Source organism: Nonomuraea sp. NPDC003560, from assembly GCF_042878785.1.
Lineage (GTDB): Bacteria > Actinomycetota > Actinomycetes > Streptosporangiales > Streptosporangiaceae > Nonomuraea.
In genome coordinates, this window is sequence record NZ_JBIAOF010000021.1 from 1 (window position 1) to 20,774 (window position 20,774).

The 20,774-nt window shown below is 72.5% G+C and carries 21 protein-coding genes and 2 pseudogenes; 10 read left to right on the top strand and 13 right to left on the bottom strand.

Translation table 11 applies throughout. The features are described 5' to 3' along the window. Positions 1-605: 605 nt before the first annotated feature. Positions 606-1,490, bottom strand: a complete 885-nt coding sequence (locus tag ACFYUV_RS48715) for a hypothetical protein (protein ID WP_387682423.1) — start codon at positions 1,488-1,490, stop codon at positions 606-608. Between the two features lie 74 nt (positions 1,491-1,564). Between ACFYUV_RS48715 and ACFYUV_RS48720 the strand changes: the two genes are divergently transcribed. Together ACFYUV_RS48720 and ACFYUV_RS48725 are read left to right on the top strand one after the other, a co-directional pair. Next, the gene (locus ACFYUV_RS48720; RefSeq protein ID WP_387682426.1) at positions 1,565-2,044 is read left to right on the top strand and encodes a SigE family RNA polymerase sigma factor; all 480 of its coding nucleotides are present in this window, start codon (positions 1,565-1,567) and stop codon (positions 2,042-2,044) included. Further along, positions 2,041-3,081 (top strand): hypothetical protein, encoded by a 1,041-nt coding sequence (locus tag ACFYUV_RS48725; RefSeq protein ID WP_387682429.1) that lies wholly within the window; start codon positions 2,041-2,043, stop codon positions 3,079-3,081. The genes ACFYUV_RS48720 and ACFYUV_RS48725 overlap by 4 nt, the downstream gene beginning before the upstream one ends. 161 nt (positions 3,082-3,242) lie before the next feature. Here ACFYUV_RS48725 and ACFYUV_RS48730 read toward each other — a convergent pair whose 3' ends face one another. Further along, positions 3,243-4,757, bottom strand: coding sequence for a serine/threonine-protein kinase (locus ACFYUV_RS48730; protein WP_387682432.1), 1,515 nt, complete (start codon positions 4,755-4,757; stop codon positions 3,243-3,245). Positions 4,758-4,995: 238 nt separating this feature from the next. Here ACFYUV_RS48730 and ACFYUV_RS48735 point away from each other — a divergent pair, with 238 nt between their 5' ends. Together ACFYUV_RS48735 and ACFYUV_RS48740 are read left to right on the top strand one after the other, a co-directional pair. Further along, positions 4,996-6,198 (top strand): sensor histidine kinase, encoded by a 1,203-nt coding sequence (locus ACFYUV_RS48735; protein ID WP_387682435.1) that lies wholly within the window; start codon positions 4,996-4,998, stop codon positions 6,196-6,198. After that, positions 6,195-6,857, top strand: a complete 663-nt coding sequence (locus ACFYUV_RS48740) for a response regulator (protein ID WP_387682438.1) — start codon at positions 6,195-6,197, stop codon at positions 6,855-6,857. Before ACFYUV_RS48735 ends, ACFYUV_RS48740 begins: the two co-directional genes overlap by 4 nt. A gap of 31 nt (positions 6,858-6,888) precedes the next feature. On the opposite strand, the gene ACFYUV_RS48745 is transcribed toward ACFYUV_RS48740, so the two are convergent. The 5 genes from ACFYUV_RS48745 to ACFYUV_RS48765 form a co-directional block, all read right to left on the bottom strand. Next, positions 6,889-7,488, bottom strand: a complete 600-nt coding sequence (locus ACFYUV_RS48745) for a TetR/AcrR family transcriptional regulator (protein ID WP_387682440.1) — start codon at positions 7,486-7,488, stop codon at positions 6,889-6,891. Beyond that, positions 7,458-8,975: an FAD-dependent monooxygenase gene (locus ACFYUV_RS48750; RefSeq protein ID WP_387682443.1), complete on the bottom strand. Its 1,518-nt coding sequence runs from the start codon at positions 8,973-8,975 to the stop codon at positions 7,458-7,460. Before ACFYUV_RS48750 ends, ACFYUV_RS48745 begins: the two co-directional genes overlap by 31 nt. A 157-nt stretch (positions 8,976-9,132) precedes the next feature. Continuing rightward, entirely contained in the window at positions 9,133-10,116 is a 984-nt protein-coding gene (locus ACFYUV_RS48755) for a CU044_5270 family protein (protein ID WP_387682446.1), read from the bottom strand. Then, a complete protein-coding gene (locus tag ACFYUV_RS48760; protein WP_387682449.1) occupies positions 10,116-10,826 on the bottom strand; it encodes an RNA polymerase sigma factor in 711 nt (236 codons plus the stop codon). The genes ACFYUV_RS48755 and ACFYUV_RS48760 overlap by 1 nt, the downstream gene beginning before the upstream one ends. 60 nt (positions 10,827-10,886) lie before the next feature. After that, entirely contained in the window at positions 10,887-11,195 is a 309-nt protein-coding gene (locus ACFYUV_RS48765; RefSeq protein WP_387682451.1) for an ArsR/SmtB family transcription factor, read from the bottom strand. A 62-nt stretch (positions 11,196-11,257) separates the two neighbouring features. Here ACFYUV_RS48765 and ACFYUV_RS48770 point away from each other — a divergent pair, with 62 nt between their 5' ends. The 5 genes and pseudogenes from ACFYUV_RS48770 (at position 11,258) to ACFYUV_RS48790 (ending at position 15,998) form a co-directional block, all read left to right on the top strand. Beyond that, positions 11,258-11,473, top strand: coding sequence for a hypothetical protein (locus ACFYUV_RS48770; protein WP_387682454.1), 216 nt, complete (start codon positions 11,258-11,260; stop codon positions 11,471-11,473). A gap of 27 nt (positions 11,474-11,500) precedes the next feature. Then, complete coding sequence (locus ACFYUV_RS48775) at positions 11,501-11,791, top strand: hypothetical protein (protein WP_387682456.1); 291 nt, start codon at positions 11,501-11,503, stop codon at positions 11,789-11,791. Between the two features lie 240 nt (positions 11,792-12,031). Beyond that, on the top strand, positions 12,032-12,259 hold the full coding sequence (locus ACFYUV_RS48780; RefSeq protein WP_387682458.1) for a hypothetical protein: 228 nt from the start codon (positions 12,032-12,034) through the stop codon (positions 12,257-12,259). A 91-nt stretch (positions 12,260-12,350) separates the two neighbouring features. After that, positions 12,351-15,429 (top strand): annotated as a pseudogene (locus tag ACFYUV_RS48785) (Tn3 family transposase). Between the two features lie 356 nt (positions 15,430-15,785). Beyond that, positions 15,786-15,998, top strand: a complete 213-nt coding sequence (locus ACFYUV_RS48790) for a cold-shock protein (protein WP_387682461.1) — start codon at positions 15,786-15,788, stop codon at positions 15,996-15,998. 300 nt (positions 15,999-16,298) lie between these two features. Here ACFYUV_RS48790 and ACFYUV_RS48795 read toward each other — a convergent pair whose 3' ends face one another. Together ACFYUV_RS48795 and ACFYUV_RS48800 are read right to left on the bottom strand one after the other, a co-directional pair. Continuing rightward, complete coding sequence (locus ACFYUV_RS48795) at positions 16,299-16,622, bottom strand: hypothetical protein (protein WP_387682464.1); 324 nt, start codon at positions 16,620-16,622, stop codon at positions 16,299-16,301. 105 nt (positions 16,623-16,727) lie between these two features. After that, on the bottom strand, positions 16,728-17,702 hold the full coding sequence (locus ACFYUV_RS48800) for a tyrosine-type recombinase/integrase (protein WP_387682467.1): 975 nt from the start codon (positions 17,700-17,702) through the stop codon (positions 16,728-16,730). A 215-nt stretch (positions 17,703-17,917) separates the two neighbouring features. Here ACFYUV_RS48800 and ACFYUV_RS48805 point away from each other — a divergent pair, with 215 nt between their 5' ends. Next, positions 17,918-18,166, top strand: coding sequence for a hypothetical protein (locus ACFYUV_RS48805; protein WP_387682470.1), 249 nt, complete (start codon positions 17,918-17,920; stop codon positions 18,164-18,166). Between the two features lie 70 nt (positions 18,167-18,236). On the opposite strand, the gene ACFYUV_RS48810 is transcribed toward ACFYUV_RS48805, so the two are convergent. The 4 genes and pseudogenes from ACFYUV_RS48810 to ACFYUV_RS48825 all read right to left on the bottom strand — a co-directional run. Then, complete coding sequence (locus tag ACFYUV_RS48810; protein WP_387682473.1) at positions 18,237-18,698, bottom strand: hypothetical protein; 462 nt, start codon at positions 18,696-18,698, stop codon at positions 18,237-18,239. 70 nt (positions 18,699-18,768) lie between these two features. Then, entirely contained in the window at positions 18,769-19,233 is a 465-nt protein-coding gene (locus ACFYUV_RS48815; RefSeq protein WP_387682475.1) for a hypothetical protein, read from the bottom strand. 126 nt (positions 19,234-19,359) lie between these two features. Further along, entirely contained in the window at positions 19,360-20,331 is a 972-nt protein-coding gene (locus ACFYUV_RS48820; RefSeq protein WP_387682478.1) for an ArsR family transcriptional regulator, read from the bottom strand. Between the two features lie 69 nt (positions 20,332-20,400). After that, a pseudogene (locus ACFYUV_RS48825) lies at positions 20,401-20,685 on the bottom strand (YybH family protein); the annotation flags it as partial. Between the last annotated feature and the right edge of the window lie 89 nt (positions 20,686-20,774).

The window sequence follows — 20,774 nt, forward strand, 5'->3', positions numbered from 1 at the left end:
GGGTGGCTCCGGGCGGGGCGGCACTCGCGGGTGACGCGGGAAGCGTCAGGGTCGCGGCCGTGGCCAGGCCGGCGACCGCCGCGAGTAAGGCTTTGCGTTTCACGCTGTGGTGCTCCTTTCGGCAGGCTCCCTTCGGGCCGTTGCCGCCTTTGGGCGTGCGCGGGTCACCACGCGGTCAGGGGTCTCCTGGATCGCGGGAGGTGAAAGGGGGCATGGGGGGTGATAAAGGGTGACGGATACAGCAAGCGAACCGTTTCGCCTTGTTGCCGCCAGACGCTAAGCGCTGCTTGACTGCTCGAAAATACGTATGTCCATCGGTAGGCATACCGACATTTCTGTTACCGCTGGTCACACCCATCCACGTGCCAGAATCGGCCGTCATGCCGGACAATCGGGCAGGGAAAGTCCGGCATTCCGGGCCCACTGAAGGGCGAATCGGCCGACGGCGACCGGCTCGGCGACGCCCGATGGGGGCGGCGGCGTCACCGCTGTTCGGCGGGACCGGAACCGGCGCCGGCGCATCCGCCCGCGTCCCCGTGACCCCCGCCTAACCGGCACCGGACGGAAACGTCACGCCCAGGATGCATCCGGCACGGCCCGGGTGTTCAGTACGGTTCCGGGGCGAGACAGCTTCCGCTCTCATGAACCTGGTCCTGGGGCGGCGGCGCGACGGACACGTCGTTGCCCCAGTCGGTGAAGTCGATCTCGGTCACGCTGCTCCTGGGCACGCCCTCCTCGGCCGAGGGGTCGGGCGTGACGAGACGGACCCGGCGGGGAAGCCGGTCCGGCCCGACCCACAGCTGCCACGAGACCCGTGCCGCGCGGTACTGCTCCCGCAGTACTTCCGTCATGGCCGGGTCGTCGCCTCGGGCCGGGGTGCTGAGCTCGGTCTGCGCGGCGCTTCCGGCATGGACGACGGTGGTGACCTCGTCGACGACCCCGCCGGAGGAGGGCGCAGGCGCCGCGAGCCTCTCCAGCACCTCGGGTGACAGGACCGCCCGCGCGTCGAGTGCCCCGGCGAGCCGCGCCGCCGTCCCGCACTCGGGGCTGCTGTGGTGCAGCCAGCTCTTGCCGGCGGGAACGTCCCTCCGGTCGGCTCGCTGCTCGTAGGTGTCGGAGCCGCCGATGGAGATCGCCCTGGTCGTCATACCGGACAGGTCGTCCGGGATGACGTTCTTCAGGTCCTCGGGGACGTCGGTCCGGTGGAAGGTCGTGGTCAGGTCGGCGGCGGCCGTACCGAGGCGCAGGATTCCGGTGGTCCGGCTCTCGCTGTACTCGCCGATGTCGACGGGCACGATGAGGTCTTCCGCCGCCCGAGGCGCGTTGCCGTAGGTCAGCCGGACGACCTTGGTGATCTTGACTCCGGCTCCGTCCTTCGCCTGCCGGGCCACCGCCTCGGCGGGCGTCCGGGCCGCCGTCGCGTCCTGTCCGCCGCATCCGGCCGTCAGGGTGAGCACGAGCAGGGTCGGCGCGATCCTCGATAAAGGCACCCGGTGATCATAGGAGAAGGCGGGATCGGCGCGGTGAGGCAACCTGATCGCGCCGGCACCGCGTCAGTACGGGTGTGCCAGACAGGAAGCTCTTTGACAACTTCGTGGCCTCGCGGTCCGACCGGTTGCTGCGGACGGCGTACCTGCTGACCCGCGACTGGGGAACGGCCGAGGACCTGCTCCAGGAGTGCCTGGCCAAGGCGTGGTTCGCCTGGTCGCGCATCGAGGAGCCCGAGGCGTACGTGCGGCGGGTGCTCGTGACGACCTACACCTCGTGGTGGCGGCGGCGATGGCGCGGCGAGGTGCCGAGCGGCACGCTGCCCGAGGAGGGGGTGCCCGACGCCGAGCGGTCCGGGCGGGAGGAGCTGTGGGAGGCGGTGGGAAGGCTGCCCGCCAAGCAGCGCGCGGTGATCGTGCTGCGGTTCTACGAGGACCTGTCGGTGCAGGAGGTGACCAGGATCCTGGGCTGCCATGACGGCACGGTCAAGAGCCAGACCGCCAAGGCGCTGGCCAAGCTGCGCGTGGACGAGTCGATCGTGAAGGAGTGCCGATGAGCGTGCAGGACCTGCGTGAGATGTTGCGGGAGCGAGCCGAGGGACCCGCGCCCGCGATCCCGGACCGTCACGAGCTCGTCCGCCGCCGTGTGCGGCGTACCTGGCGGCGCAGGGTCCTGGCCTCCGCCGCCGCGACGGTGGCGGCGACGGTGGCCGCGGGCGCGGCCGTGCTCTCCCTGCTGCCCGGTGACGCCGTGCCGCGGCACGAGCCCGCGACCTCGGCCTCCGCCGTGGCCCCCGCCCCGGAGCCGCTGCCGGAACGGTTCACCGCCCACGACGGCACCGGCTACCGGCGGCTGGCGACGGCGACGGTCAGGACGGACGGCGCGCGCAAGACGTCGGTCACGATCCCGGTCACCGGCAGGCCGCTGGACGTGGCCGCGCTGTGCGACGGCTCGTTCGGCGCCACGGCGCCGAGGATCTCCGTGGCGGGCCGCGCCGCCGGCGCCTCCCCGCCCATCTCCCCCTGCCTGAAGGGCATGGAGCTGGTCCCGTTGCCGGTGCCCGCCGGGGCCGGCCAGGTCACGGTGACGTTCGACACGACCACCCGGGGCGGGGGGTGCACACGGCAGGAGAAGGGGGCGCCGTGCGTCACCCCTGAGCCCGTCAAGGCGGTCTGGAGCCTGGCCGTCTACGAATGGACGCCTCCCGCGCGGCCGGTCGAGCCCGAACCGCTCAGAGCCTTCCCCAAGCGGCTGCCGAGCTGGGAGCTGGCCGGCGCGACGCAGGACCGGATCTGGCCGCGGGACGGGACGGCCACGGTCACGGTCCGGGGCGACGGCGGCAGGATGGGCATCGAGGCGCTCTGCGCCGGTGACCTGGCCAGGCGGATGTGGTTCACGTACCGGATCGAGGGCGGCGACGAGGAGGTGGTCACCTGCAGCCAGTGGACGAGCGGCCCGTACCCGATGGCGATGAATGAGCTGACCGTGCCGGAGGGCAGGCGGGTCACCGTCACCGTGCGGGCGGGCATCTGGGGCGAGGGCGCCAACCGCCCGGTCCGCTGGGCCTTGGCCGTCTACCGCAAGCGCTCCTGATCGTCGCCCCGCGGGTCGGTGACCGGGCGCCTGCCGGCCTGATGACGACGTTCGCCGGCGGCGGGGCAGCCGCCCGGACCGCCTCGGCGACGTGGGCCTGCATCACGTGCCCCGCCCCCGGCCGGCGACGGACGAGACAGGCGGTTCCTCCGACACCCGGGTCACCCCGATGACTGCGACGGGCCGAGATCGTTGAAGAAGCACGCGTCGGAGATCTCGGTCAGGTGCCCGAGCTTGTCCTTCGTCACCGCCTGCCGGTACGTGTCCACGTCGTCGGCGCGAAGCGCCTTCAGGGCCTTCTTGGCGGTGTCGATGTCGTTCCGGAGCGCGGTCTTGAGCGCCGGGCGGACCGCCTTGGCCAGATTGGCCTGCTGAAGGTCGATGATCTCGTTGAGCAGGTTCTCGGTCGGCGGCAGCGGCACCGTTCCGCTGACCGGGACCTGGGTCCACTTCTCCATGACGCCGGTCTGGTTCTCGCACCCCGGCGGTATCCCGTGGCCCTTCGTGCCGGGCTGGTCGGCGGCGGCCGCCGTCTGCTCTGCCGCCGTGCCGGACGAGCCCGCCTGCGGGGTCTGGTCGCCGTCTCCCGAGACGGCCACGACGACGGCGACCGCGGCGATCACCACAGCGAGCCCTGCACCGCCCGCGATGAGCAGCTTGCGGTTCCGCGGTCCGCCGGGGCCGGTTCCGCTCCGGCCGGGCCGTGACGGGTCGTGGAAGGCGGGCGCCTGCTCCTGCAACGTGGGCGGCGGCGGAGGCGGGAGGTTCTCGGTGCGCGCCGACGGGCCGGACGGAGCGGAACCGGCGTCCGGGAAGGGCAGCCGCGGCGGCACGGATTGAGGGCCGGCCGGGGGCGGCGGGGTGTTCGGCAGGCGAGGCTGCCCGAGGGCGTCGATCATGGCCAGGGCCTCGGCGGCGGTGGGGCGGTTGGCCGGGGCCTTGTCCAGCAGGCGGGTGATCAGCGTCCCGAGGCCGCCGGCGTCGCGGGGCACGGGCGGCTCCCCCAGCAGCACCGCGGTGAGCGTCTCCGTCGGGGTGTCCCGGTGGAACGGGGACACCCCTTCCAGCGCCTGGTACAGCGTCACCCCGAGCGAGTACAGGTCGCCGGCGCCGCCGCTGTCCACGCCGTTGAACCGTTCCGGCGCGATGTACTCCAGCGAGCCCATCAGCCCGCCGCTCTTGGTGAGGGCGGTGTCGCCCTGTTGCACGGCGATCCCGAAGTCGGTGAGCAGCACGCGGCCGTCGCGGGCGATCAGCACGTTCGCCGGTTTCACGTCCCGGTGCACGATGCCGGAGGCGTGGGCCGTGCGCAGGGCGTCCAGCAGGCCCCTGGCGGCCGACGCGACGACGCCGGGCGGCAGGGGGCCGTCCCGGGCGATCAGCTCGGCGAGGGTGCCGCCGTCGACCAGTTCCATGACGATCCACGGCGCCTGGTCCTCGATCACCACGTCGTGGACGGTGACGATGTGCGGATGCGAGCGCAGCCGGGCGGCGTTGCGCGCCTCCCGCTCGGCGCGGCGCAGCCGTTGCGCGTGCTCCTCGTCGGAGGTGGCCGACGGGAGCCAGACCTCCTTCACCGCCACGGACACGTCGAGAGACTCGTCGTGCGCCTTCCAGACCCGTCCGAAGCCTCCGCCGCCCAGAACGGACTCCAGCCGGTACCGTCCGCCGATCACACGTCCTGGTTGTGTCTGCGCGGCCACCATGCTCCCTCGTCGATGATCAAGTTGTGGCAGCCTATCCAGGCGTGCTCGCGCGTATCTGCCGAATGTCCAGACTCGTGACCCATTCGCACGCTGCCGGAGCGGCCGACGCGGCGCGTCACCTGTCCCCCTCGGCCGCTGGCTATCCTGTGGCAGGTCGAGCCGGGCACGGCTCCCCCACCACGAGCCCACCGGAAGGCGACGACCGACCGTGACAGCCCCTCCGCGCCGGAGCGCCTGGCCGGCCACGACGGTGGCGGCGCACGCGGTCCTGGCGTTCCTGACGGTGATCGTCCTGGTGGGCGCCTGGTACCTGGGCGCGGCCTGGTGGCAGGTCCTGGCCGCGGCGGGCGCCGCCGTCCTGCTCCATGCGGGGGCGGTGGCGGCGGCCCGGCGGCCGTGGGCGGGGTACGCGATCGGCGCGCTGGCCATGCTCGTCCTGGTGCTGACGCCCTCCCCGGGATGGTCGCTGAACCTGCTGCCCTCGGCGGTGTGCTTCCCCTTCGCGTTGTGGCGGCTGACCGGCCTGGTCCCGGTCAGGTCCTCGGTTCCGGCGTTGGCGGTCGCGGCGCTCGGGATCGTCCTGAACGAGGTGGTGGGGTGGGCGCGGCTGCCCGCCGACCCGCTGTGGATTCGCCTGATCGAGGGCGGGCTGCTGACGCTCGTGGTCGGCGGGGTGTGGCTCGCGGCCCTGCTGGTCCGGCGCAGGCGCGAGGCCGCCCGACGGGCCGAGGACGAACGGCTGGCCGCGGCGCTCGCCGGTGAACGGGCCGGGATCCGCCGCGACCTGCACGACGTGATCGCCCACACGGTCACCGTCATGGTCGCGCGGATCGAGGCCGCGGCGGTGACGACGGCGGATGCGGCGACCCGGCGCGAACTCGGCGACATCGCCGAGACCGGGCGGGACGCCCACCAGGGACTGCGCGCGATGCTGGCCACCTTGGGCCCGCCCGCCGGGGGCCCGCCCGCCATGGGCGCGGCCGGCGCGGCGTCGCGCGCCGGATCCCGGCCCGGCCAGGCGCCGATCTCGCTCGACGTGCTGCCCGACCTGGTGGCCTCGGCGGCGAGCCCGCTGCACGCGGTGACGCTGGCGGAGGCGGGTGAGCGGCGGCCGCTGAGCCTCAGCGCCGAGGTCGCGGCGGTGCGGACCGTGCAGGAGGGCGTCACCAACGCGCTGCGCCACCTGGAACCGCCGGTCGCGGTGAGCGTCAGCCTGCGCTGGAGTCCGGCCGAGGTGGTGGTGGAGGTCCGCGACGACGGCGGCGGCGCGCTTCGCGGCGCCCGCGGCCAGGGGACCGGCTTGATGGGGATCGAGGAACGGGTGCGCACCGCGGGCGGCACACTGTCGATCGACGACGGGGACGACGGATGGGTGCTGCGGGCGCGGCTCCCCACGAAGGAGGGGGCATGAGCGTGATCCGGGTCATGCTCGTCGACGATCAGGAGCTGCTGCGGGCCTCGCTGCGCACGGTCCTGTCGGCCGACGAGCGCATCGAGGTCACCCACGACGTCGCCGACGGCGGCCAGGCGATCGAGGTCGTCCGGCGGCACCGCCTCGACGTGGTGCTGATGGACATCCGCATGCCGCGCCTGGACGGTGTCGCCGCCACGGCGGAGATCGTGCGGATCGCTCCGGCGACCCGGGTGCTCATGCTGACGACGTTCGACGACGACGAACTGGTCGTGGCGGCCGTCCGGGCCGGCGCCAGCGGCTACCTGACCAAGGACGTCCGGCCCGCCGCGCTGGCCCAGGCGGTGTGCGACGTCGCGTCCGGCACGGCGGCGCTGGCCCCGGGGGTGGCCGCGACGATCCTGGGCCTCCTGCGGCAGACGCCGATGCGCAGGACGGCGGCCCTGGACGGCCTCACCCCGCGCGAGGTCGAGATCTTCGGCCTGCTGGCACGCGGCAGGTCCAACGCCGAGATCCGCGCGGAGCTGGTGCTGAGCGAGAACACGGTGAAGTCGCACGTCCGGGCCGTCCTGCAGAAGCTGGGCCTGCGCGACCGCGTGCACGCGGTGATCCACGCCTACGAGAACGGGCTCGTGGGCCGCGACGATCTGCCCGGCTGAGCGTGCAGGGAGGGACGGCGGCCGCGCGGTGTCAGGGCCGGTACCCGATGTGCCCCAGCAGGGTCCGCAACCGGCGCTCGATCTGTTCGGCGGTCACGTCGTCGGCGTGCTGGAGCAGGACGGACCCGATCGAGCCGGCCAGGATGTCCTGGACGACGCCCGGGTCGGTGCCGGCCGGAAGGTGACCGGCCTCGACGGCCTGCCGCGCGACCTGGGCCACGGCGTCCAGCCGGGGCCGCAGGTAGCGCTCGGTGTAGGCGGCCACCAGCTTCGGGTAGTCGACCGAGGCGCCGATGACGCGGGCCATCAGCGCGCGGAAGCGGGGACGGCTGAGCAGCTCGGCGACGGAGCCGACCAGTTCCTCGATCGACCGCCCGGCCGGGGCGGCGTCGATGTCGGGGGCACGGGCGTGCTCCAAGGCGGCCATCAGGAGGTCCTCCTTGGCCCGCCAGCGCCGGTAGACGGTCAGTTTCGCCACGCCGGCGCGCTGGGCGACCGCTTCCACGCTGGTGCCCGCCGCGCCGCGTTCGATCAGCAGGTCCAGCGCCGCCTCCAGGATGGCGGCGTCGTTTCCCGGATCGCGGGGACGGCCGTGGCGTTCTACGCCGGCCACAGCACCTTGTTCAGCCATGTGGCCAGTCTGTCGGGTGCCGGACGGTGACGCCAACCGATGTGCCCGTCGGGGCGGATCAGCGTCACGTCGGGCGAGCCGGGCTCCACCGGCGTGAGCGCGAGGACCAGGTCGGCGCCCAACTCCGCCGCGGCGGCCGCGGCGTGGCGGGCGGCGACGTGCCGATCATCGGCGAGCACGACCCAGCGTCCGCCGATGGCGGCGTGCAGGGTGGTGCCGTCGCCGTCCGGGCGCCGGCAGGCGAGGTCGGGCATCCGGTCGCCGGGACGCGGTCCGGGCATCCACCGGTGCTCGGCCGGGGCCAGCGGTCCTCCTCGGTAGCTGATGCCGAGCTGGGAGGCGGCCAGCCACAGCCGGCGCTGCACGGCGGGCAGCCGCACGACCGGCAGGACGACGTGGTCGCGCAGCAGGCGCTTCCAGGGGGCGTTGGGCAGCATGATGTCCACGGCGGTGCTGGTGGCGCGCAGGACCTTGCGGGCCAGCGGCCGGCGTTCGCCTTCGTAGGTGTCGAGCAGCCGCCGGTCGGCGCGGCCGCGGGCGACCAGCACCAGCTTCCAGGCCAGGTTCTCGGCGTCGCCGAGGCCGGTGTTCTGTCCCTGGCCGCCGGTGGGGCTCTGGATGTGCGCCGCGTCGCCGGCCAGGAGGATCCGGCCGCGCCGGTAGGCGTCGGCCAGCCGGCGGTGGATGCGGAACTCCGAGGCCCAGCGGAGGTCGGTGACCGTGTCGAGGCCGATCCCGCTGCGGCGGGAGAACTCGCTCAGCACCCGGTCGCCGATCTCGCGTTCGGACAGCCGGTCCGGCAGCTGCGACGGCGGTTCGGTGAACACCCGCCAGGTGTCGTCGGGCAGCGCGGTGACCGACAGCATGCGGCCGGCCTCCATCCAGGTCGTGCTGCCGTTCCTGTCCAGCGGCCACCGGGCCTGCACGTCGACCATCAGCAGGCGTTCAAGGAGTTTGCGGCCGGGGAAGCCGATGCCGGCGAGCTTGCGCACGGTGCTGTGCGCGCCGTCACAGCCGATCAGCCAGTGGGTCCGGATCGGGCGCTCGGCGCCGTCGGCCGTGCGGACGGTGGCGGTGACGCCGGCGCCGTCCTGCCGGGCCGCGACCAGGCGGGTGTCCCACTCCACCTGGCCGCCCAGTTCGGCCAGACGTCGCCGCAGCGTGCCCTCGATCTCGGCCTGCGAGATCAGCAGGGTCTGTTTCGGCTGGTCGGCGACGGCCTGGCCGACGTGGAGGCGCAGCACGGTGCGGGTGCCCTCGTTGTAGGACATGGTGAGCGAGGACCGGGAGCGCTGGGGCAGGTCGCCGAGCGCGCCGATGCGTTCCAGGACCTCCCTGCCGCGTGGTTGCAGGCCGAGGGCGCGGGAGGTGGTGGCGGGGGCGGGGGCGGCGTCGACGACGCGGACGGGGATGTCATGCAGGGCCAGGTGGACGGCCAGGGCCAGCCCGGTGGGGCCGGCGCCCGCGATGAGCACGGTGTCAGTCACTTAGTAAACGATACGGTACCGATTACTAAGTCGGGAAGGGGGTCGGGCAACTCCTGACTCCGGCCCGGGAGCCGATCCCGACCACTGCGGGCCGGACTCCCCTTGAGCCCGGCGGCCGGTGCCCGGCCCTCGTCACGGGCACCGGCCAGGGGCTCGGCTAGGGAAGGTCGCCCGCCTCGTCCACGATGCCGACCGACACCCGGGCCCTGGAGGTGATCACCTCGCCCTCGGGCAACCCGCTGTAGTACGGGTCGGGCGACTCGGCCCCGCCGACGTAGACGCGGCGCGCCCCGAGCAGGTCGAAGGTGGTCGGGTCGATGATGACCTCCTGGCGGACCCCGTCGTCGCGGGTGTAGATCGCCACGCCCTGCCGGCCCAGCAGATCGCGCACCGGCTCCACGCCGACGTCGTCCAGCCGGGACAGGACGGTGTAGAGCGCGGCGCGCAGGCGAGCCGCCGGAGCGCCTTCTTCCAGGATGCTCAGGATCTGGTGGGACACCGCCCGCGCCGGCGGCAGAGCGATCTGGCTGGTGTCCTTCTTCAGGCGCTCGGCCAGGGCGGAGGGCTCCAGCGGCAGCGAGCGCAGGTAGGCGGGGTCGAACCGCAGACGGGGGTCCGCCCCGCCCCGGCGGCGTTCGATCGTCTTGCCGCCTTCCTTGCGCATGGCCCTTTCCCGGCCGTCGCCCCGCGTCCATCTCTCGACGGTCTCCCGCGAGTCCGCCCGGCCCGCGCCGGCCGGTGGCGCGGTGGCTCCGGCCGTCAGCCTGGGCGAGGTGTAGGTGTCCCATTTGACGTAGACCCACTGGTCGGCTCGCGGGTAGACGTCCGGCTGGCCGGCCGCCGCCGCCGTCGCGTGCTCGGCCAGGGTCTGCGCGTTGGCCACCGGCAGCCATGCCGGGGCGCCGGCGGACTGCGTCCCCCGGCCGTCCGGGGCGAGGCTCTGCACCACCGTGACGCCCGCCGCGATCGTGGCGCCGAACGCGCCCACCGCGGCCACCCGCAGCACCACACGCCGGACCCGGCGGGCCGGTGGCTCCGGGGCCAGCGCGGCCAGCATCCGGCGCCGGGCGTGACGCAGATCGCCCGCCTCGCTCTGCCGCACCTCCGAGCGCAGGTCGCGGACCATGTCCAGATCGTTCATCAGACCTCCTCGATCACGTCGGTGGGGTTGCTGCCGCCCAGGGCGTGGGCGATCTTGCGGCGGGCGCGCGACAGCCGGGACCGCACGGTGCCGATGGGCACGTTCAGCGCCTGCGCCGTCTCCTCGTAGCTGAGGTCGCCCCAGGAGACCAGCAGCAGGACGTCGCGCTCGCCCTTGCCCAGCGCGGCCAGGGCGGCCGCGAGCGGTCTGCGGGTCTCCGAGGCGGAGACGCGGGCGACCACCCGCTCGTCGAAGGCCACCGCCACGGGGTCCTCCCCGGTTCGGGCGAGCGCCCGGAATCCGCGGGTCTCGGCCCTTCGATGGGTGCCGATGATGTTCGTGGCGATGCCGTACAGCCAGGGCAGGGCGTCCTGGCGATCCAGGGCGTACTTGTGGCGCTTCTCGAACGCCCTGGTGAACGTCTCGGCCACCACGTCCTCGGCCTGATCGGGCCCGAGCCGCCGGACGACGTAACGATGCAGGACGGCGGCATGCCGCTCGAACAGCTCGGCGAAACGCTCCGGCTCGGCCAGCGACGCCTCGATGACCGCCGAGTCCTGCGCGGGCCCATCGAGGGCTCTTTCGCAGGCTGTTTGTAAGGCTGTTGGGACCTTCGGCTGGACCGGCGCCGGGACGTCCGCCCGAAGCGGCGCCCGCGCGTCCGCCGGAGGACCTGCCAGGACGGGTTCGTCGTGTGGAAGGGATGTCACGACGGTACTTATCCGCATGCGGGAGAAAGGTTCCATCCAGGATCCCGCCGGGGGTCGGGATCACTGCTGGCGGTGGATCAGGTCGCCGCCCAGCCGGGTGAGCTGGTGGATGACCATGTTGGCGTGCCGGGTGCTGGTGATGAGCCCGGCCCGTTGCAGCACCTGGGCGTGCGTGCTGGCCGACGACAGCGAGGCGCCGGTCCGGCGGGCCAGCTCGCTGGTGGTGCGGCCGTCGGTGGCGGCGATGCAGCGCAGGACGCGGGCCCGGGTGGCGCCGAGCAGGTCGGGCAGCGCGTCGTCGGGGACGTCGTCGGGCATCTCGTGCTGGATCGGGAACACCAGGATGGGCGGCAGGCTGGGGTCGGCCACCGCGACCGGGGTGAAGCGCCCGAAGTAGGAGGGGATGGGCGTCAGGCCGCGTCCTTGCAGGCATGGCGGTGCGGCGGGAGCCGAAGGCGACCTGGCAGTACCGCTCGCCGAGCCGGGCCAGGTCGCGGATGGAGCGCCGGTTGCCGCGGGCCAGGTCGTCCAGCGTGGCGGGGACGGGCACGTACGGGCGCAGCCGGTCGACCTCGTGCCGCACCCGCGCCGACGGGGTGTCGGCCAGGACGTCCAGGCCCTGCCGGAACCCGCTCAGCGACTCGTAGGGGGTCAGGAAGTCGGGGAAGTACGCCTTGAGCGGCACCAGCGGCACCAGCCGCTCCCGCACCGGTTTGAGCAGCCCGGCCTCGGCCAGGTCCGCGCGGGCCTGCCGCCGCCAGCCGGACAGCGCGCTCGCCCCGCCCGGACGCTGCAGGATGTGCAGACTGAGTGCCATTTCCCACATCATGTCCGCCCGGCCGGCGACGCGTACGCGGGCCAGGTCCTCGCCGGTGAAGACGATCCGCAAGGTCCCCTTGATCATGATCACATCGTCGGCCGTCAAAATCACCGTCAGATCAAACCTGATCGACGGCGGCCGCTGACCTGCGTGTTCCCACTCATGCCGGATCCGGGTGACCATCCCGGACCCGTCGCGATGAAACCAGCACGCGGGGCGTCGAAGGAGGGGCCGCAGGATTCGCCCGCCGCCGTCTGCGCTGCCGCCTGACGGCAACCCGTCGGGGGCGATTTGTGCGAACTATCACATTGATCACGAGTTGCGTGTAGCAGAAGTGAGCCGGTGGTACTCAAGATCACAACACTGGGCAATCGAAGGGATCTTCGTGCGAGCACGCAAGCCGGCGATCCTCCTGGCCGCCGCGGCCCTGACCTCCACCACCACCCTGACCTCCACCACCGCCCTGGCGGCGACCGCCGCCCCGGCCGGCGCGGCCGGCCCCTGCGGCAGCGGCTACACCCGGGTCGGCATCTACAACATCGGCATCGAGAAGTACGGGTACCGCACCGGCATCCTGGGGGTTGAGGAACATCGGAACGGAAACCGGCGCTAAGCCCTCCCTGCTATCCGGAGCCCGTTGACCTGCGGTTCCGTGCTGGTCGAACCTCTGGCAGTCGTGTTGATCAACTGCCTGGAGGTCCGGGGTGCCGGTCGAGTTTCTGACGGATGAGCAGGCCGCGGGGTACGCGGCGTTCCGAGGGGCGCCGGCCCGCGCGGAGCTGGAGCGGTTCTTCTTCCTGGACGACGCGGACCGGGAGCTGGTCGAGTCGAAGCGGCGCTCGCACAACAGGCTCGGCTTCGCCGCCCAGCTGGCGACGGTGCGCTACCTCGGGGTGTTCCTGGACGACCCGACCGACATCCCGGTGGAAGTCGCTGACTACCTGGCCGAGCAGCTGGGGATCGAGGACCCCTCGGTACTCAAGGCCTACGGCGAGCGGGAGAACACCCGGCTTGACCACGTGCGGGAGCTGCGGCGGTTGCTGGAGTACCGGGAGTTCGCCGAGGTCGAGCCCGAGGTGCGGGCGTGGGTGGACGCGCGGGCCTGGACCACCGGGGAGGGGCCGAAGGCGCTGTTCGACGCGGCGGTGGGGTGGCTGCGCGAGCGACGGGTGCTGCTGCCGGGAGTGACGACGCTGGCCCGGCTGGTGGCGTCGGTGCGGGAGGAGGCGAACCAGCGGCTGTGGGACACCCTGCACGGCATGCTGACGCCGGGCCAGCGGGCGGTGCTGGACGATCTGCTGACGGTGCCGGCCGGGCAGCGGGTCTCGGAGCTGGACCGGCTGCGGCGCGGGCCGGTGCGGGTGTCGGGGCCGCAGATGAAGGCCGCGCTGGAGCGCGCCGAGGAGATCGCCGCGCTGGGCCTAGGCGAGGTGGACGTGGCCGGGGTGCCGCCGCGCCGGCTGGCGGAGCTGTCCCGGTATGGCGTGGACGGCAAGGCGTCGCTGCTGCGGCGCCACGGCGATTCCCGGCGCCTGGCCACGCTGCTGGCCACCGCGGTGTACCTGACGACGCGGGCGGTGGACGACGCCCTGGACCTGCTGGAGGTGCTGGTCGCCACCCGGCTGCTGGCGCGGGCGGAGCGGGACACGGCGAAGGAGAAGCTGCGGACCCTGCCGAAGGTCGAGCGGGCCGGCGCCAAACTCGCCGTCGCGCTGCAGGTCGTGTTCGACACCACGGCCGAGCAGGTGGACACCGATACCGGGGAGGTCACCGAGCCGAAGGTGGCCACCCTGGCGGCGATGTGGGAGGAGATCGAGGCGGTGGTGACCCGTGATGAGCTGGCGGCGGCGATCGCCGCGATGTTCGAGCTGACGCCGCCTCTGGACTCGGACGCCGACGAGGCGTGGCGGCGGGTGCTGGTCACCCGGTTCGCCACGGTGCGGCCGTTCTTGAAGCTGCTGGTGAAGGTGGTGGACTTCGGAGCCACCCCGGAGGGCGCGGCGGTGGTGAAGGCGCTCAAGTCGCTGCCGGAGCTGATGGGCCGCAAGAAGGTGGGCCAGGCCGAGATCGACACCGAGCTGCTGTCCGGTTCGTGGAGGCGGCTGGTGCTGGCCGCGCCGCACCTGGAGCCGGGCGAGGCGGACTGGAAGGCGTACACGTTCTGCGTGCTGGAGCAGGCCCACCGGCTGCTGCGGCGCAAGGAGGTGTTCGCCAAGAACTCCTCGAAGTGGGGCGACCCGCGCGCGAAGCTGCTGTCCGGTGAGGCGTGGGAGGCGGCGAAGCCGACCGTGCTGGCCTCCCTGGGCCTGCTCGAGACGGCGGGCGAGCACTTGGCCCGGCGGGCCGCGCTGCTGGACGGCACCTACCGGGAGGTGGCTTCCCGGGTGCCGGCGAATGCGCAGATCGTCTTCGACGACGACGGCCGGCTGCACTTCGCGGCGCTGGAGCCCGAGCCGGAGCCCGCCTCGCTGCTGGAGCTGCGGGCGCAGGTGAACTCGATGCTGCCCCGGGTGGACCTGCCGGAGGTGCTGCTGGAGGTGTTCTCCTGGACCGGCGCGGACCAGGCGTTCACCTCGGTGACCGGCGGCGAGGCCCGCCTCAAGGACTTGCACGTGACGATCGCCGCGCTGCTGGTCGCGCACGGCTGCAACGTCGGCTACACCCCGGTGATCGGCGGGCCGGACGCGCTCAAGTACGGGCGGCTGTCCCACGTGGACCAGACGTACCTGCGGCTGGAGACCTACCGGCAGGCCAACGCCGCCCTCATCGCGGCCCAGGCGTCGATCCCGCTCGCGCAAGCGTGGGGCGGCGGTCTGGTCGCCTCGGTGGACGGGATGCGGTTCGTCGTGCCGGTGCCCTCGGTGTACGCCAGGCCGAACCCGAAGTACTTCGGGGCCTCGACTGGCGGAGGCGGGCGGCGAGCCGGGGCGACGTGGCTCAACCTGATCAACGACCAGGCCGCAGGTCTCGGCGGGAAGGTGGTGGCCGGCACCCCCGCGCGACTCCCTGTACGTGCTGGACGTCCTTTACGACCGCGACGGCGGCCGGCGCCCGGAGGTGATCGTCACCGACACCGCCAGCTACAGCGACATCGTCTTCGGCCTGCTCACCCTGGCCGGGTTCACCTACGCGCCGCCGCTGGCCGACTTGCCCGACCAGAAGATGTGGCGCATCGACCGCACCGCCGACTACGGCCCCTTCCAGGACGCGGCCCGCGGCCGGGTCGACCTGGACCGGATCGAGCGGCACTGGGAGGACGTGCTGCGGATCATCGGCTCCATCCACACCGGCGCGGTGCGGGCCTACGACGTGATCCGGATGCTCTCCCGCGACGGCCGGCCCACCCAGCTCGGCGACGCGATCGCCCACTACGGCCGGATCGCCAAGACCCTGCACATCCTGCGGCTCGCGGACGAGCCCTCCTACCGGCGCCAGATCAAGACCCAGGCCAATCTCCAGGAAGGCCGACACGCGCTCGCCCGCAAGATCTTCCACGGCCGCGCCGGCCAGCTCTACCAGAACTACCAGGAGGGCATGGAGGACCAGATCGGCGCGCTCGGCTTGGTCCTCAACGCCCTGGTGCTCTTCAACACCCGCTACATGGACGCCGCCCTCGACCAACTCCGCGCCGAGGGCTTCAAGGTCCGCGGCGATGACGTGGCCCGCCTCTCCCCGTTCGTGCGCCACCACGTCAACATGCTCGGCCGGTACTCCTTCCAGCTGCCGGAGCTACCCGGGGGCCTGCGTCCCCTGCGCGACCCGGGCGCAGTCGGCGAGTGGTGAGAGCCATCCCTGAGCTGAACGCAAGCTCAGAGGCCCGACCCGCCAGGGTGGTGGAAAACCGCGGGACCAGCGGCGCCCTGTGGAAGTGCGATCCTGGCGCCTGTGCGGGATCTCTTGATCGTCAGCGAGGCCCTCGTGAACGTGGAACCTGTGACCCTGGCTCCAGGGACGCCGTCGTGGCTCTCCGGCATGAGAGAGCCGACGCCAGGGCGGACATCAGGCGTTGATACGCCCGAGCGGACCGACATTTTCCAGCCAGACGCGCTGAACTCTGCAGCCTTCTTCCCATCACTGGGGATGATCAGCTCGTCGGGCGCTGCATGGCCGGCCCGAGCATGGGATTCGAGGGAGTGGATATGACGCAACGGCAGTCCGGCACCGTGAAGTGGTTCAACGACGAGAAGGGGTTCGGCTTCATCACCCCCGAAAGCGGTCCGGACCTCTTCGTGCACTTCAGGGCGGTCCAGGGAAGCGGTTTCAAGAGTCTTCGTGAAGGTCAGAAGGTGACCTTCGTCGCGGTGCAGGGTCAGAAGGGGATGCAAGCGGACGAGGTCATTGCAGAGGACTGAGTCTCTGATCAGGGAAGCGTTGAGCCTGCCTGCCCACACGCAAGGGCGGTCCCGGCCGGGTGGCCGCGACCGCCCTTCGCGCGCGTCGTCCCCAGGCTGAGGTGCCGAAGTCCGCGACCAGAACATGGCCCGCGTCTCCTCGGCCATCAGCATCAAAGGGGGCGGCTTCCCCACAGGGCCTTCGCGTGGTCGTCCAGGGCAGCCCCCCTTCTCCCACGGGCACCACGTTCAGGGCCGATTCGAGACGGCGATCTCATCGGCCGCGCTCATGGTCGAGGCGGCACCGAAGGGTGCGCCGTACTACATTCCCCCATTAGCCATGCCGAAGACGTTGGGGCCCAGCGCAGCCGCTGCCGACGCGTTCATCCACAGGGCCTGGGGCTGCGTCACCAGCGCGTAGCTACGGGCGAGTTCCCCCAACACCTTGGCCGCCTGCTCCGGTTCCAGGCCCGCGGCGGACTGCGCCTGCTGGCCGATGGCACTCAATAGCTGGTCGCGGGCCTCGGCAACCGCGGGTTCCTCCGGCGGCACGTCGACAGCGGCCCGCACCCCCGGCGGCACGGTGATTGGCGCCGGGCCCCGGCCCTCCGCAGCGGCCTGCTCTACCGTCGTGCTGTCAGGCATGATCTCTCCTAGTGGCTTTGAGTCCTCGGCTACTGCTGCCTGAGCACACTATCCAGCGATCCGCACTGTCATGCAGCGTTCAAGCTGGTTACTCCGAACGGGTCATCAGCGTCGGCTGTCGCCGGGGGCGAGCAGGCTGGTGACCACGGCGATCGCCTCGGGGGATGGCTTGAAGTACCGGCGCACGTTCTCCGTCTTCCTGTGCCGGGACTTGGCCATCAGCATCAGCTCGGAGGCGCCCTGCTCGCCGAGGTGGGTCAGGCCGGAGTGGCGGTACTCATGCAGGTCCCAGCCGGTGCCCGGCCCCGCGTGCGCGGTGTGCTGGTCGAGCAGCGCGCGGGCCTGGCCGTAGGACAGCCGGGCGAGGCCAGTGTCTGGGCAGACGTCCCGCGCGGAGACGACCTTCCCGGGGCCGGGGCGGCGGTGGGTGACGAACACCGGCCCGTGAGTGCGGCCTTTGATCAGGCGGGGCAGCAGCCGGGCGGTGCCGGCGTCCCAGAACACCGTCTCCAGCACGTAGTCGGAGCGAGCGGCGCCGCGGCGGCGGACCTTGGGCTGGGCACCCTTGGACTTCACCGGGCAGCGGCGGCCGGCCAGGTCCAGCTCCTCGATGTTGACGTCCAGGACCTCCTCGGAGCGGGCGCACGTCTCGTAGAGCATCCGCCACAGCGTCTTCTCCCGCAGGTGGACGTCCCGGCGGGCGATCAGCCGGTCGATCGCCATCTTGGAGCGCACCGGGGTGTCGGAGTCCGGCGGCGGCAGCCGCTTCGCCCAGGCCGGGACCGCCGACCCGTCGTAGCCGCGCTCGACGCACCAGCCGGTCCAGGACAGCACCGCGCCGCGGCGGGCGTTCCAGGTGTTCACCGCCGAGCTGCCCCACAGCAGCTCCAGTGCCTCTCCGATCTCGTCGTCCGCGACGGCGGCGAGCGGCCGGCCCTCGCCAAGGTGCTCGGCGGTCTTCCCGACGGCGATGCCGTAGTTCCGGACGGTGTTCGGGTTGGTGAGCGAGTCGAGGAAGGCGTCGGCCGCCGCCCGGACGGTCAGTGCCTTCCCGGTCGGCAGCAGCAGGACCGCAGGCACCGTCACTCCCTTGCCACAGATAACAGGGCCGCTTCACGCAGCGTGCAGAGAACGTACCCGCAGGTCGCGCTCAGTGATACCGCAGATAATAGGGCGTTATCTGCGGAACGACTTCACAACCACCCCGGCACCGACGACCCGTCAGCCGCTCACCTGGACCAATCCGGGCTTAGCGCCGGTTTCCGTTCCGATGTTCCTCAACCCCCATCCTGGAGGTGTACTACAGCTCCGGCACCGGCAAGAACTGCGCACTCACCTACGGCGACGGCCCCTACGCCAACACCACGAGCTGGAAGGGCGTCGTGATCTCCAGGGGCGACGGCAGCGGGAAGGACAGCGACGCCGGAAACTACCAGTACTACGCCGGCCCCGTGTACGTCTCGGCGGCCGGGCAGTGCATCGACGTCGAGGGCATCTCGCCGTCGTGGACGAGCGTCAAGCTCGACAACGTGCACTGCGGCTGAGACCAGCCCCACCGGCGTTGAACGGCGCCCCGCGGACGGCGCCGTTCCGCCGCCTCGGCCGCACGGCGAGTCAGTCCAGCGGTGTCCCGCCCACGGCCGCGAGCAGCAGGACGGGGAACTCCGGATCGGCCTGACCGACGGCGAGCGCGACCCACCGGCCCGCGTCCGGCCGGCGCCAGGCGAGCATCGTGCCGGTGAGCTGGCCCAGCTCGTCCAGCGGCGCGGGCGCCGCGGCCTCGCCTTGCGCGTACGGCCACAGATCGACCACCCAAGGGGACCCCCAGCGCTCCGTCAGAGCGGCCACCAGCTCCTGGAGGGCGGCGTCGATCTCCGCCTGGGCCGCCTCGACGACCTCCTCGCCACGGTCGTCCCAGAAGTCACGGCTGGCCATCAGGTAGCACACATGGTGGTCCGGGCCGCTGGAACGGTATCCCTCCCACACCTCCCGCGACGTCCCCTCCCGTTCCTCCGTCTCCGGGAAGGGACGGGCCAGAAGGGCGTCCACGACGGCGAGTCGATCATGCAGAGCCATCCCATGAGGATAGGGTTCCGCAGCGCGGTCCCTTCGGCGCGGCGACCGCGAACTCCCGGGCCGGCGGAGTTCACTTGTAGTACTGCACCCAGTACTCGACCGTGTGCTTCTTGTCGAGGGAGAAGGTCGCCCAGTACTTCGAGTGGCCGGCGTTGCCGATGCGGACGATGCCGTACTTGCCGTTGCAGCGCCACGTGCCGGACTTGGCGACCCGCTCGCCACCGCCCCAGCGGCGCAGGAACCACAGGTCGACCTTGATCCCCGTGTCGTTGCCCCAGCAGCGGGCCTTGACCTGCATCACGCGCACCCCCGACGGCCGGCTCCACGCCGCGGTCGAGAAATATCCCCTGTACGGACCCAGCACCTCGTGCCGCTGGGTGTGCCAGCTCGCCAGGGCGCTACCCGCCTCGGCGGTGCCCGCCTGGGACGTGACCTGGCTGCGCGCGGCCGGCGCCGCGACGGCGGGAGCGGCCGTCAGCACGGCCAGGCCGGAGACGGTGGCCGCGAGGGCGAGGACGGTTCTCGTGGGACGCATCGGCGCCTGCCTTTCGAGGTCGAATCAGGTGTTCCGTTCGAACGCGAAGGTATGGCCGCAGGCGTTGAGGATGCGTTGAGCGCACGTTGAACCGGCCCGCGACGATCCGGCCAGGCGGCGTCGCCGTCAGCCGGCGTCCGGGGAGCCGTTCAGGAGGGCCTGGCCGAGCGGCGTCAAAGTGTGCAGGACCGAGCTGCCCGTCCGGACGGTCGAGACGAGCCCGGCGTTGCGCAGGACCGTGGTGTGCTGACTGGCCGAGCCGAGGGAGACACCGACGCGTTCGGCCACGAACGTCGTGGTGGCCGGGCTGCGCAACGTGGCCAGCACCGCCGCACGGGTACGGCCCAGCAGGGGCGTCAGCACGTCGTCCGCGCCGGCCGGCCCGCCCGTGACGCACATCGGGTACACCAGCACCGTGGCCGCGTCCGGCCGGTACATCACCATCGGACGGGGCGCGAAATAGGACGGGATCAGCAGCAGCCCCCGCCCGCGCAACGCGACGTCGTGATCGCCGTCGACCGGGATGTGCAGGGTCGGCGGCCGCCAGCGGCACCCGGGATGCAGCGTGGCCAGCAGGGCGTCCACCCCGCCGCGCAGCAGGGTCTCCGAACGCAGGGCCCGGTCCGCGCCGGCCTCCGCCTGGATCTGCGACCACAAGGGCTCCACCGACGAGCCGAAGAAGCCGCGCAGGTCGTCGGCGAGGGTCTGGCGCGCCCCGCGGCTGCCGCCGGCCAGTTCCCGCGCCCAGCGCCCCGCCCGCTGGGCGGGCGACAACGCGCCCAGATCGACCGCCAGGTAGGAGCTCGGCGTCCGGCTGGCCAGCTCGACGCCGGCGGCGAAGTCACCGGCGTCCGGCTGGAGCAGGAACGCCGGCACCGAACTCCGCGGCGGGACCAGGGGCGCCAGCACCCCCGCCCGCTCGGCCAGGCTTCCTCCCACCTGCCGCAACAGCCGGCGCGCCGCGGGCCGCGTCCAGCTCCTGCTCGTCGGCGCGCCGAGCAGCAGGCGCACACTCAGCACCGTCTCCCACAAGGCGTTGGGGGCCGGGGCGAACGTGATCTTGCGCAGGTCGGCGTCGGAGAAGTGCACACGGATCATGACGAAGGATTCTCACCGAGCCGGCTCCCTCCGGCCAAGGAGACCGCCTCCCCGGCGGGCGCGCCCGCGTCAGACCGGCTCGCCGTCCGGCGCGAACCACGCCTGCAAGGTAGCCGGGTCGATCGGCACCGAGACGTGCTCGTGCGTGATCAGCCAGCCCTGTCCCGTCCGCCGGAAACCGAGGGACGACCTGACCCAGATCGAGGTCTGCAGGCCGTTCCTGCGCCGCCCGCTGTCGCGGTGGAGCATGTGCGCGAACGCGACCTCCCCGCCCGCCGCGACCACCAGCTCGCGCGTCTCCAGCGCGATGGGCCCGTCGTACTCCGCGAACCAGCGGACGAAGTTGCCGCGAAGTTCACGTTGTCCATGGCCGCAACGCTAGGCCGCGGCCCCGCCGGCCCGAATCCGTGACGCCACGGTAGTCGCCCCCGTAGTCGCCACGG

Coding starts and splice junctions, on each gene's coding strand:
- ACFYUV_RS48725 (WP_387682429.1), top strand. CDS start 2,041: ATGAGCGTGCAGGACCTGCGTGAGATGTTGCGGGAGCGAGCCGAGGGA.
- ACFYUV_RS48740 (WP_387682438.1), top strand. CDS start 6,195: ATGAGCGTGATCCGGGTCATGCTCGTCGACGATCAGGAGCTGCTGCGG.
- ACFYUV_RS48745 (WP_387682440.1), bottom strand. CDS start 7,488: ATGGCTGAACAAGGTGCTGTGGCCGGCGTAGAACGCCACGGCCGTCCC.
- ACFYUV_RS48755 (WP_387682446.1), bottom strand. CDS start 10,116: ATGAACGATCTGGACATGGTCCGCGACCTGCGCTCGGAGGTGCGGCAG.
- ACFYUV_RS48770 (WP_387682454.1), top strand. CDS start 11,258: ATGGCGGTGCGGCGGGAGCCGAAGGCGACCTGGCAGTACCGCTCGCCG.
- ACFYUV_RS48790 (WP_387682461.1), top strand. CDS start 15,786: ATGACGCAACGGCAGTCCGGCACCGTGAAGTGGTTCAACGACGAGAAG.
- ACFYUV_RS48795 (WP_387682464.1), bottom strand. CDS start 16,622: ATGCCTGACAGCACGACGGTAGAGCAGGCCGCTGCGGAGGGCCGGGGC.
- ACFYUV_RS48810 (WP_387682473.1), bottom strand. CDS start 18,698: ATGGCTCTGCATGATCGACTCGCCGTCGTGGACGCCCTTCTGGCCCGT.
- ACFYUV_RS48815 (WP_387682475.1), bottom strand. CDS start 19,233: ATGCGTCCCACGAGAACCGTCCTCGCCCTCGCGGCCACCGTCTCCGGC.
- ACFYUV_RS48820 (WP_387682478.1), bottom strand. CDS start 20,331: ATGATCCGTGTGCACTTCTCCGACGCCGACCTGCGCAAGATCACGTTC.